The organism is Streptomyces sp. PA03-6a (assembly GCF_033792765.1).
Classification (GTDB): Bacteria; Actinomycetota; Actinomycetes; order Streptomycetales; family Streptomycetaceae; genus Actinacidiphila.
This window is the reverse complement of sequence record NZ_JARAVK010000289.1, coordinates 1-10377: the sequence shown is the minus strand read 5'-3', so window position 1 is coordinate 10377 and position 10377 is coordinate 1. Positions and strand designations below refer to the sequence as shown.

Genomic DNA, 10377 nt, shown 5'->3' with positions numbered 1-10377 from the left:
GGTGCCCTCATGACCGAAGTCGGTGAGCAGGGCTCGGGTGCGGGCGCGGGTGCCGGTTCGGGTGCCGGTGCGGCCTCCGGGGCGGGCAGCGCGGCGACGGCCGGGGCCGGGGCCGGCAGCTCGATGCCCGCCGCGGCGAGGCCGATGGCGGCGGTCTGCTCCATCGGCACCCCGTACCGGGCGAGCTTCAGCGGCATCAGGGCCTCGACCGGGGCCTTGCGGCGCCAGGCGCGGCCGTAGCGGGCGCGCAGCCGGGCCCGGTAGACGAGACGTTCCTGCTCGACCCGGATGACCTCGTCGTAGCTGCGCAGCTCCCACAGCTTCATGCGCCGCCAGAGGCGGAAGGTCGCGAACGGCGCCAGCAGCCAGCGCGCGAGCCGGACCGACTCCATGTGCTTGTCGGCGGTGATGTCGGCGACCCGGCCGATCGCGTGCCGGGCCGCCTCCACCGAGACGACGAAGAGGATCGGGATGATGCCGTGCATCCCGACGCCGAGCGGGTCGGGCCAGGCCGCCGCGCCGTTGAAGGCGATCGTCGCCGCCGTCAGCAGCCACGCCGTCTGGCGCAGCAGCGGGAACGGGATGCGCAGCCAGGTCAGCAGCAGGTCGAGCGCGAGCAGGACCACGATCCCGGCGTCGATGCCGACCGGGAAGACGTTGGCGAACCAGCCGAATCCCTTGCGCAGCGCCAGCTCGCGCACGGCCGCGTACGAGCCCGCGAAGCCGATCGCGGCGATGACCACGGCGCCCGTGACGACCACACCGATCAGGATCCGGTGCGTCCGGTTCATGCGTATCGCGGACACCCGCGACCCTCCCAGGCTCGGAAACTGGCCTGCCCAGCCTGCCACACGGGGCAACGGGCAGGTTGCCCAAACGTGGTGAATCGGTACAGCGGATCCCGCAGTTGTTACGCGTTCGCCGCCGCGACCGCGGCGGCCGCCTCCTTGGCCGCCTTGAGCGCGCCGGTCTTCAGACCGGACTCGGCCGGGGTCTTCGCGTCCTCGAGGCCCGCGCCGTTGTAGGTGAGCACCAGCACGGCGTTCCCGGTGCGGGCGACGACCGTGACGTCCCGGTACTCCTCCTTGTCCTTCTTGACCGACGAGGTGACCGCGGTGCCCGCGTCCCACACGCCGTCCACCGTGACCGGCGTGCTCTTTGCGCCCTTCGCCTTGCCGGCCTCGGCGACCTGCTCGGCGTAGCGCTCCTTCGCCTGCTCCTCGGCCGAGCCGAGGCCCGCCACCGCGTCGTAGCGCTGGAGCGAGACGTCCAGCCAGCGGTACTGGTAGCCGTCCAGGCCGTTCCAGGAGCAGCCGCCGCGCTCGTCGCGCTCGGCCGAGTGCGCGGGGGTGCCCGCGGGCTTCTTGGCCTTCGGAACCAGGGACTTGACGGTTTTCGCGCCGATGACCCGGCACGGGTCGGGGAGTTCGGCGTACCTGGCGGCGACGGCGCTGGGCGACGGTGACGCGGACTTCGACGCGGGGGCGGATGCGGCCGCCTTCTGCGCGTCGTCCTTCGACGAGTCCGAGCCGGAGGAGCAGCCGGCGACGAGCATCACCGGCACGGCCGCGCCGACGAGCAGGCGGGCGAGGTGCGGGGCTGATCGGTGCATGGATCCTTCGCTCATTTCGGTGCGTGTCATGTCATGGCGCAAACGGCCAGACTACGCGCTTCGCCTCATTCGTCGAGTTGATCTGCGAGCTCCGCCGCGACCTGGCGGGCCCCCAGCTGCAGCTCCTCGCTGGGCGGTTCGACCGATTTGTCCGTTGACCACTGCGAGAGTTCGACGGTGACCAGGACGTTCGCCATGCGGAAGACGACGGTGACGTCGCGGTGGAGTCCGGGGCCCTGGTCCTTGAGGACGTCGTCGAGGAAGGCCCCGTCGCCGAGGTCGTCCAGGGTGCGCGGGGCGGTCTCGCCGGTGGCCGTCACGGACGGCGAAGGGGCCTCCGGAACCGCCGGGCTCCCGCCCTCCGAGCTGGGCTGACCCGCGGTGGCCGACGCGGACGCGACGGCGTCGGCCGGCGCCGTGGCGGCCGGGATGTGGGCCTCCGCGGCCCGGGTGTCGTAGTCCGCCGTGGCCTGGCTCTCGTCGCTGACGGATGTGTCGTACGACACGACGCGCTCGAGGTCGATCCGGAGGTAGCGGTTGCCGAGGTCGGTGCGGCCGGTCCACCTGCAGCCCACCTTGCGGTCCGTGTCGAACGTCACGGTCGCCTCGCCCGCGTCGTCGTCCGCGTCCGGGACGAACTTCCCGAGGGTGTCCGCGGCGACCGAACCGCACGGCTCGGGCAGCACCCGGTAGCGGCCGGGCGGGGCCGCCGGGGTGGACTGCCTGCCGTCCGCGGTGTCGCCGTTGCGTGCGCCGTCCCCGGAGCCGCCCGACCCGCTGCACCCGGCCAGTGCGGCGACGGCGAGCGCCGTCGTGCACGCCGCGGCCAGCAGGCCCCGGATCCGGTGGACGCGGTCTCCCGTTGGCTGCACTGAGGTGGCCCCTTCCTCCGGCGGTCGGTCCCGCGCCCGCGTAAATCCCTTGGCGGGGGTGGGCGACGGGTAGACACAATGTCTACCGCACGCGCTGCGGCCGTCGCCGGATCATGGGGCTGTATGGCTGACTTCGCCCTTTATTTCGCTTTCCATTAAGACGTGTTGTTTGTGTTGCCTTGATGGATTCCACCGTCCGACCCAGGGGGGAACGAGATGTCGTACACCGAAGTGCCCGGAGTGCAGGTACCGATCCGCATGTGGACCGACCCGGCCGCGGTCGAGGGCGTCGCCATGCAGCAGCTGCGCAACGTCTCCTCGCTGCCGTGGATCAAGGGACTCGCCGTCATGCCGGACGTCCACTACGGCAAGGGCGCCACGGTGGGCTCGGTGATCGCGATGCACGGCGCGGTCTGCCCGGCCGCGGTCGGCGTGGACATCGGCTGCGGCATGAGCGCGGTGCGGACCTCCCTGACGGCGAACGACCTGCCCGGTGACCTCTCGCGGCTCCGCTCCAAGATCGAGCAGGCGATCCCGGTCGGTCGCGGCATGCACGACGAGGCCGTCGACCCCGCCCGGCTGTACGGCCTGCCCGCGGCCGGCTGGGACCGCTTCTGGGACGGCTTCGACGACCTGGCCGAGCCCGTCAGGTTCCGGTACGAGCGCGCGACGAAGCAGATGGGCACGCTCGGCTCCGGCAACCACTTCATCGAGGTCTGCCTCGACGAGGAGGGCGCGGTCTGGCTGATGCTGCACTCCGGTTCGCGGAACATCGGCAAGGAACTCGCCGAGCACCACATCGGCGAGGCCCAGAAACTGCCGCACAACCAGGGCCTGGTCGACCGCGACCTGGCCGTCTTCATCGCGGACACCCCGCAGATGGCGGCCTACCGGCGCGACCTGTTCTGGGCCCAGGACTACGCGAAGCGCAACCGCGCGATCATGATGGCCCTGTTCCAGGAGGTGCTGCGGCGCGAGTTCCGCAAGGCCGGGGTCACCTTCGACGCGGTCATCTCCTGCCACCACAACTACGTGGCGGAGGAGCGCTACGACGGCATGGACCTGCTCGTCACCCGCAAGGGCGCGATCAGGGCGGGCAGCGGCGATCACGGCATCATCCCGGGCTCCATGGGCACGGGTTCGTACATCGTCCGCGGGCTCGGCAACACCGACGCCTTCAACTCAGCCTCGCACGGCGCGGGCCGCAAGATGAGCCGCAACGCGGCGAAGAAGCGGTTCTCCACGCGGGACCTGGAGGAGCAGACCAAGGGCGTCGAGTGCCGCAAGGACTCGGGCGTGGTGGACGAGATCCCGGGCGCGTACAAGCCGATCGAGAAGGTGATCGAGCAGCAGCGGGACCTCGTGGAGGTCGTCGCGAAGCTCAAGCAGGTCGTCTGCGTCAAAGGTTGAGCCCGGGCGGGTCCGGGGCCGTGCGCGGCCGCCGGACCCGCCGCCGGTCGTACGGCGACGGTGGGCGCAGCGGTGACGCGCCCGCCGGGCGGCTACGGCTCCCGGTGCACCCGGTGCTGGGCGGCCTGGGCACGGGGGCGGACGACCAGCAGGTCGACGTTGACGTGGGACGGGCGGGTGACCGCCCAGGTGACCGTGTCGGCGATGTCCTCGGAGGTGAGGGGCTCGGCCACCCCCTCGTAGACGGCGGCGGCCTTCTCCTCGTCGCCGTGGAAGCGGGTGAGGGCGAAGCCCTCGCTCTTCACCATGCCGGGGGCGATCTCGATCACGCGGACCGGCTCACCGAGCAGCTCCAGGCGGAGCGTGCCGGCGAGGGCGTGAGTGCCGTGCTTGGCCGCGACGTATCCGCCGCCGCCCTCGTACGGCGTGAAGGCGGCAGTGGAGGAGAGCACGACCACGGTGCCGTCGCCGGAGGCGATCAGCCCGGGCAGGAACGCCTGGACGGTGTGGAGCACGCCGAGGACGTTGACCTCGTACATCGTGCGCCACTCCTCGGGGTCGGCGGTGGCCACCGGGTCCGCGCCGAGGGCACCGCCGGCGTTGGCGAACAGGACGTCCACCCGGTCCAGCGAGGCGGCGAGCGCGTCGACGGCGCCGCGGTCGGTGACGTCGAGGGCCACGGCGGCGGCCGAGTGGCCCGCGGCGGTGATCTCCTTGGCGAGCGCCTCCAGGCGGTCGGCGCGACGGGCGGTGAGCACGACGTGGTAGCCGGCTTCGGCCAGCCTGCGGGCGGTGGCGGCACCGATGCCGCTGCTCGCGCCGGTCACGACTGCGGTACGGGGGCTCATGGTCGTGCTGCCTTTCGCCGGTCGGGAGGTCGGGAGGTCGGGAGGTCGGGAGGGGCAAGTGCCCGCCTACGCTTGCAGCATAGGCGCGGTGGTGCCGAGCGTTCTCAGGGCGGTCCGCCGGGTGAACCACAGCCGGAACACCGGCTTCCTGCCGCCGGTGCCCGCAGCCTCCCGTGCCGTGCCCGGCGGCCGTCAGCTGCGGATGCCCGCGGCCGGCCGGGACATGTGTCCTGCCTCCCCGGCCCACGCGGTGAGGGCGGCGGCGTGGCCGCCGCCGGCGGCGCCGTCGGCTGCCCAGGCGACGTAGCCGTCGGGGCGGACGAGCAGCGTGGTGCGGCCCCCGTCCGTACGGGTGACGTGGACGGCGCGCGCGTCGGCGGGTCCGGCCGCCGCGCCCTCGGGGGCGACGAGCACGAAGCGGCCGGCGCGCAGGACCTCGTACAGCCGGCCCTCCCGCAGCGGCAGGTCGGGGGCGCGCCCGCCGGTCAGGGGGTGGGCGCCGCGCGGGGCGGGGTAGGCGATGCCGATGCCGGTGATCGCGCCCAGGGCCCTGCGGCGCAGCGGCGGGAGGTGGCCCACGGCCAGGGAGACCAGGTCGCGGAAGGTCCGCTGGAGGGCGTTGTGGGCCATGGCGAGCCGGATGATGCCGCCGCTGCTGCGCAGCACCGTCGCGCCCACCGGGTGCCGTTCGGCCTGGTAGGTGTCGAGCAGGGCGTCGGTCGCGTGACCGCGGACCACGGCGGCGAGCTTCCAGCCGAGGTTGGCGGCGTCCTGCAGGCCGGTGTTCATCCCCTGGCCGCCCGCGGGGGAGTGGACGTGCGCCGCGTCGCCGGCGAGCAGTACGCGGCCGGCGCGGTAGACGGGCACCTGGCGTTCGTCGCTGTGGAAGCGGGAGAGCCAGCGGGCCTCGCCCATGCCGTGGTCGGTGCCCAGGGCGCGGCGCGTGACGGCGCGGACCTCGTCGAGGCCGACAGGGTCGCCGTCGGGCCGCTCGCCGGTGCGGTCCCAGCACATCACGCGGTACCAGCCGTCGCCGAAGGGCGCGAGGAAGGCGAAGGCGTCGCCCGTGCCGCCCACGGTCAGCATCTCTGCGGGCGGTACGGCGAGCCGGACGTCGGCGAGCACGATCGACCGGATGACGGACCGGCCGGGGAAGGGCAGGCCCAGGGCGGTCCGGACGGCGCTGCGGTGGCCGTCGGTGCCGACGGCGTAAGCGGCGCGCCGGGTGGTGACGGCGCCGTCCGCGGTGCGGACGTCGAGGGCGACGCCCTCGTCGTCCTGGCGGACCGCGAGGACCTCGGCGCCGTGCTCGAAGCGCGCGCCCGCGGCGCGGGCCCGGCGCTCCAGCAGCCGCTCGACCTCGTACTGGGGGGTGATCAGCAGGTACGGGAAGCGGGAGGGCAGCTCCGCCAGGTCCAGCGAGAGCCGGCGGAAGAGCCGCAGCCCGCGCAGCCGGTGGCCGGTGGCGACCAGCTCGTCGGCGAGGCCGCGGGCGTCGAGGAGTTCGAGGGTGCGGGCGTGGACGCCGAAGGCCCGGCTCAGGTTGCCGTGCCCCGGGCCGCGGCGCTCCAGGACGGTGACGGGGACGCCGGCGGTGGCCAGGTCCCCGGCGAGCAGCAGGCCGGTGGGGCCCGCGCCCACGACCAGGACCCCGGCCGGGCGCTCCCCGGTGGCGGTGCGGGTGGCGGTGCGGGTGGCGGTGCGGGTGGCGTCGGTGCGGTTCTCGGTGGTCATGGCGGTCCCCTCGGGTGCCAACGCTTGTGGGCCAACACTTGTTGGCAAACGTAGCCCCGCCGCTCTGGCGATGTCAACAGCCGTTGGCCTACAGTTGTGGGCATGACCACGACGTCCCCCGCCCCCCGCCGTTCCGACGCCACCCGCGCGGCGATCCTCGCCGCGGCCCGCGACCGCTTCGCCGCCGACGGCTACGAGCGGGCGACCATCCGTGCCATCGCCAAGGACGCGGCCATCGACCCCTCGATGGTCATGCGCTACTACGGCAACAAGGAGGGGCTCTTCGCCGCCGCCTCCGAGTTCGACCTGCGCATGCCGGACGTGTCCGCGGTCGCGACCGAGGACGTCGGGGCCGTCCTCGTCGCGCACTTCCTGGAGCGCTGGGAGGAGGACGAGACGCTGACCGCACTGCTGCGCGTCGGCGTCACCAACCCGGCCGGCGCCGAGCGGATGCGGTCGATCCTGCAGCGGCAGCTCGCACCGGTCGCCGCCGCGGTGTGCCCGGACCCGGAGCCCGGCCGTGCCACGGAGCGCGCCGTGCTGGTGGCATCGCAGATCCTCGGCATGGCCGTCAGCCGGTACGTGCTCCGCTTCCCGCCGGCCGTGGCGATGCCGCGCGAGGAGGTCGTGGCCTGGCTGGCGCCCACCGTCCAGCGGTACCTGACCGCCGCGGCGCCCTGACCCCCGCGGACCGACCCGCGGACGTATCCGCGAACGAAGGAGTGACGACGCATGGAGCCGAAGAACGTCCTGGCGGTCATCGCGCCGCACGTCGGGGGCCGCCGCGTCGGTGCCGCCATGGCCGGGCTCTTCGAGGGCCGGGCCGCCGTGACCGTCGTCGAGTCCGCCGACGAGGACCCGGCCGCCCTGGCCGCGGCCCACGTGATCATGACCGCGCTGGGCCCCGTGGCGGCCGGGCACCTCGCCCGCGCGTCCGCCCTGGAACTGGTCCAGTGCACCGGCCACGGCCACGAGCACGTGGACGTCGCCGCCGCCCGCGCCCGCGGGGTGCCCGTGTGCACCATCGGCTCCAGCGGGGCCGAGACGCAGAGCGTCGCCGAGCAGGCCTTCGCACTCATGCTCGCGCTCGCCAAGCGGATCGTCCCCGCGCACGACGCGCTGTCCCGCGGCGAATGGCCGCTGCCCCGCCTGCAGCGGTCACTGACCGGGCTGGACGGCAGGGTCCTCGGCGTGATCGGCCTCGGGGCGATCGGGCAGGCCGTGGCCCGGCGGGCCGCCGCCTTCGGGATGACCGTCCGCTACACCTCGCGCGGGCCCGTACCGGCCGCGACCGAGCAGCTGCTCGGGGCCCGCCGCCTCCCGCTGGAGGACTTGCTGGCGACCGCCGACTACGTGTCCGTCCACGTCCCGCTGACCGACGCGACCCGGCATCTGCTCGACGTGCGACGGCTGGCGCTGCTCAAGCCCACCGCCTTCCTGGTCAACACCGCGCGGGGCGCGGTCGTCGACCAGGACGCGCTCGCCGACGCGCTGGAGGCCGGGCGGCTGGCCGGTGCCGGGCTCGACGTCTTCGACCCCGAACCGCCGCCGGCCGGGATGCGGCTGCTCCACGCGCCCAACGTCGTCCTGTCCCCGCACGCGGGCGGCGCCACCGGGGACACGGTGGCCCGGATCGCGCGCGCCGCCGTCCGCAACGTCGTGGACTTCCTCGACGGCCGCCCGCCACGCGACGTGGTGCCCGCCACGGAGGACTGAACCGGACCGTCCCGGGCTGCCCCGGGCCGCCCGCGGCCCGCCCGGTTCCGGCTCAGGCGCTCTGGTCGCCCTCGACGTTGGTGCCCGGGCCGAGCCCGGCGAGCGCGTCCTTGGCCACCGCCAGGGCGCCGTCGCGGACCTCGGACTCGTCCGGCGCCTTCTTGTTCTCGAAGTCGCTGCCGTTGTAGGTGACGGTCACGACCGCGTTGCCCTTGCGGAACACCACGACCGCCTCGCGCGTCTGCTGCTTGTCCTCGGTCGTCAGCTCCACGGACACGGAGGCCTCGTCACCGATCCCGGACGCCGGGGTCGCCTTCTTCAGGCGCTTGTAGGAGGCCTTCGCCCCCGCCTCGCCGTCCTGGCCGCCACCGGTCGTGGACACCTCGAAGGTCACGTCGAGCCAGCGGTAGTCGAAGCCCTTGAGGGCGTTCCACGAGCAGCCCGTGCGGTGCGAGGGGTCCGTGAGGGAGAGTTGCTTGCCCGTCGTCTTGGCCTCGGGGACCAGCTTCTTGATGGTCGCGGTCTTGATCGCGGTGCACGGCGCGGGAGGCTTGGAGTACGTGGCGGGCGCGTCTTTGGAGCCGTCCGAACCGGAGCCCGATCCGGAACCGGAGTCCGAACCCGCGCCGGAGTCCGACCCGGACGGCGCGGTGGAGCCGGTCCGGGATCCGTTCGCCGACGTGCGGCCGGGGTCCTCGTGGGACGAGGAGGCCATCGTCCAGCCGACGATGGCGAGTATGGCGGTGGGCAGCAGACGAGCCGCCAGGGTGAGGGGCAGGGACGCCACGGCGGTCTTCTCTTCGTCGATCCTGAGGAACCTGGGGCTGAGGAGGTGAGCGTGGGGGACGTGGGGCCTGAGCGTACGACGCGAAGATGAGATTGCCATATGAAAGTGGCCCGGGAACAGACCAGGCGCGTAGGGGTTGCGGTACCGGGCGTGACGGGTGTAGCCGCGCGCCCCCGAAAATCTCGGGCGCACCGTGGACGCGCCGACGTCGGAACGGGTGCCGTGACGGACCGGCCCGCGCACGACCGGTGACACCGTGGGAGCGCTCTCATAGCATGCGGGGACATGAAGAGCCTGACCAAGCGCGCCCTCACCGCCGGACAACTGGCCGCCCTGCTGCGGGAGTCGGCGGGCCTCGGCTGCAGTGTGGAGGCCGAGCTCACGGACGGCTGGTTCAACGCCGCCTACCGGGTGCGGCTCGACGACGGGCGTCCGGCGGTGGTGAAGATCGCCCCACCGCCGGACGCCCTGGTGCTGCGCTACGAGCGCGGCATCATGGCCACCGAGGTCATGGCGCACCGGCGGATGGCCGCCCTCGGCGATGTGCCGCTGCCGGAACTGCTGCACGCGGCACCGGACTTCATGACGCTGTCGGTCCTTCCCGGCACCCCCTGGGACAAGGCGGCGGACCGCCTCCCCGCGGACCGTCAGGCCGCGCTGCGCCGTGAACTGGGCCGGATCGTGGCGCGGCTGCACACGCTCGCCCCGGAGGACGGCCGGTACGGCTACCCGGCCCCCGAGGCCGGGCTGTCGGCGGCGGACTGGCCGACGGCCTTCGGCGCCATGGTCGAGGCGATGCTGGAGGAGGCCGTGCGCTGGAGCACCCCGCTCGGCGTCGCCCCCGACGAGGTCCGCGCGCTCGTCGCGGAGGGCGCGGACGTCCTGGCGGAGGTGACCGAGCCGCGGCTGGTCCACTTCGACCTGTGGCCCGGCAACGTCTTCGTCGCCGACGACGGCTCCGCCGTCACCGGGCTCATCGACCACGAGCGGGCCTTCTGGGGCGACCCGGTGGCCGAACTGGTCTCCCTGGCCCTCGGCGGCGACGCCGGCCCCGGCAGCGACCTCGTCGCCGGCTACCACCAGGCGGGCGGCACCCTGGACTTCGGGCCCGCGACGCTGCACCGGCTGGCCCTCTACCGCGTCTACCTCGGCCTCATCCTGGTCGTCGAGTGCGGCCCGCGGGGCTATCCCGCCGACCACGCCGACCACGTCCGCGACGTCCTCGGCCGCTGGGTCGCGGAGCTCCGGGCCGTACGGCGGGGCTAGGCCGTGTCGTCAAAGTCCCTCCCCCAACCTTCGGCCGGAAGGTGCCCCCAGGTGCGGTGCATCGCACGGCGGAGGATCGTCCTCGTAGTGGGCTACTCGGACGATTCGACAACTCCCCCTGGCCGAAGGCTG

The 10377-nt window shown here is 73.7% G+C and carries 10 protein-coding genes; 4 read left to right on the top strand and 6 right to left on the bottom strand.

Going from position 1 to position 10377, the window contains the following annotated elements; all coding sequences use genetic code 11:
* The 3 genes from PV350_RS39995 to PV350_RS39985 form a co-directional block, all read right to left on the bottom strand.
* On the bottom strand, window positions 1–791 hold a 791-nt coding region (locus tag PV350_RS39995; RefSeq protein ID WP_500338339.1), incomplete at its 3' end, for a DUF2637 domain-containing protein.
* 119 nt (window positions 792–910) lie between these two features.
* Window positions 911–1612, bottom strand: a complete 702-nt coding sequence (locus PV350_RS39990; RefSeq protein ID WP_499513278.1) for a DUF3558 family protein — start codon at window positions 1610–1612, stop codon at window positions 911–913.
* A 65-nt stretch (window positions 1613–1677) separates the two neighbouring features.
* The gene (locus PV350_RS39985) at window positions 1678–2484 is read right to left on the bottom strand and encodes a hypothetical protein (protein WP_499513279.1); all 807 of its coding nucleotides are present in this window, start codon (window positions 2482–2484) and stop codon (window positions 1678–1680) included.
* A gap of 216 nt (window positions 2485–2700) precedes the next feature.
* Here PV350_RS39985 and PV350_RS39980 point away from each other — a divergent pair, with 216 nt between their 5' ends.
* Window positions 2701–3894 (top strand): RtcB family protein, encoded by a 1194-nt coding sequence (locus PV350_RS39980; protein ID WP_499513280.1) that lies wholly within the window; start codon window positions 2701–2703, stop codon window positions 3892–3894.
* 92 nt (window positions 3895–3986) lie between these two features.
* On the opposite strand, the gene PV350_RS39975 is transcribed toward PV350_RS39980, so the two are convergent.
* On the bottom strand, window positions 3987–4742 hold the full coding sequence (locus PV350_RS39975) for an SDR family NAD(P)-dependent oxidoreductase (protein ID WP_500338338.1): 756 nt from the start codon (window positions 4740–4742) through the stop codon (window positions 3987–3989).
* 192 nt (window positions 4743–4934) lie between these two features.
* Entirely contained in the window at window positions 4935–6476 is a 1542-nt protein-coding gene (locus tag PV350_RS39970; RefSeq protein WP_499513282.1) for an FAD-dependent oxidoreductase, read from the bottom strand.
* 102 nt (window positions 6477–6578) lie between these two features.
* On the opposite strand from PV350_RS39970, the gene PV350_RS39965 reads away from it, so the two are divergent.
* Window positions 6579–7157, top strand: a complete 579-nt coding sequence (locus PV350_RS39965; RefSeq protein ID WP_499513283.1) for a TetR/AcrR family transcriptional regulator — start codon at window positions 6579–6581, stop codon at window positions 7155–7157.
* 51 nt (window positions 7158–7208) lie between these two features.
* The gene (locus tag PV350_RS39960; RefSeq protein WP_500338337.1) at window positions 7209–8192 is read left to right on the top strand and encodes a 2-hydroxyacid dehydrogenase; all 984 of its coding nucleotides are present in this window, start codon (window positions 7209–7211) and stop codon (window positions 8190–8192) included.
* 52 nt (window positions 8193–8244) lie between these two features.
* Here the strand turns inward: PV350_RS39960 and PV350_RS39955 are convergent, their stop codons facing one another.
* On the bottom strand, window positions 8245–8979 hold the full coding sequence (locus tag PV350_RS39955; protein ID WP_499513285.1) for a hypothetical protein: 735 nt from the start codon (window positions 8977–8979) through the stop codon (window positions 8245–8247).
* A gap of 285 nt (window positions 8980–9264) precedes the next feature.
* On the opposite strand from PV350_RS39955, the gene PV350_RS39950 reads away from it, so the two are divergent.
* Window positions 9265–10245, top strand: coding sequence for a phosphotransferase family protein (locus tag PV350_RS39950; RefSeq protein WP_499513286.1), 981 nt, complete (start codon window positions 9265–9267; stop codon window positions 10243–10245).
* The last annotated feature ends 132 nt before the right edge of the window (window positions 10246–10377 follow it).